This window comes from Streptomyces boluensis (assembly GCF_009908195.1).
GTDB lineage: Bacteria > Actinomycetota > Actinomycetes > Streptomycetales > Streptomycetaceae > Streptomyces > Streptomyces boluensis.
Window position 1 is genome coordinate 1 of sequence record NZ_JAAAHS010000757.1, and the last position, 876, is coordinate 876.

Below are 876 nucleotides of genomic sequence, written 5' to 3' on the forward strand. Positions count from 1 at the left end.
GGGCTCACCAGGGCATGGCGACGCCGCCGTTCGGTCGGAGGATCTGGCCGGTCGTGAACGCGGCGGCGTCCGAGGCCAGATGCAGCACCGCGTGCGCGACATCCTCGGGCGTGCCCACCCGGCCGAGCGGCGACATCCGGGACATCAGGGCCTCGGTGTGCGTCTGCACCTCGTTGTTGTTGTGCCGCTCGGTCATCGGCGTACGGATCCAGCCCGGCGCCACCGCGTTGACGCGGATACCGTGCGAACCCACCTCGGTGGCCAGGGTCTTGGTGAGCTGGACGACGGCGGCCTTCGCGGCGCCGTAGCAGAGCAGGCCAGGGCCGCCGGTGTCCACGGCGCCCGACGCCATGGTGACGAGAGAGCCGGGTCGACCCGCCGCGATCATCGCCTTGGCGGCCGCTTGGCAGGCGTACAGCACGCCCTTGAAGTTGATGGCGAGCACCCGGTCCAGGTCCTCGTCCGTGGTCTCCAGGACCGGGCTGCTGTGCATGATCCCGGCGACGGCGGCCAGTACGTCCAGGCCGTCGGCCCGCTCCGCCGCCAGGATCGCCGACTCGACCTGGGCGCGGTCGGAGACGTCGACGGTGTGGGTGCGGGCGGTGCCCCCGGCGTCCTTGATGGCGGTGGCCGTCTCGTGCAGTCCCTGTGCGTCGCGGTCCGCGCAGTGCACGACGGCACCCGCTTCGGCGAGCAGTACGGCACTCGCGCGGCCGATGCCGCTCGCGGCGCCGGTGACGAACGCGGTGCGGCCGGTGAGGTCGTAGGCGGTACGTGCGGATATCGGCATGACGCGACCGTACGAGGGTGTCTGACGGTGCGTCAATTGGTTGGCGGGGGACGGGATTTGCTGGGTTCCGCGAGTGGTGGGGGCCG

At 71.8% G+C, this 876-nt stretch carries 1 protein-coding gene; it reads right to left on the reverse strand.

Annotated elements, in window-relative coordinates:
- Positions 1 to 4: 4 nt before the first annotated feature.
- Complete coding sequence (locus GUY60_RS37950; protein WP_161706038.1) at positions 5 to 790, reverse strand: SDR family NAD(P)-dependent oxidoreductase; 786 nt, start codon at positions 788 to 790, stop codon at positions 5 to 7.
- Positions 791 to 876: the final 86 nt, after the last annotated feature.

What these genes read in the sequence shown, in the direction of transcription:
- GUY60_RS37950 (WP_161706038.1), bottom strand. Translation starts at nt 790, where the DNA reads ATGCCGATATCCGCACGTACCGCCTACGACCTCACCGGCCGCACCGCG.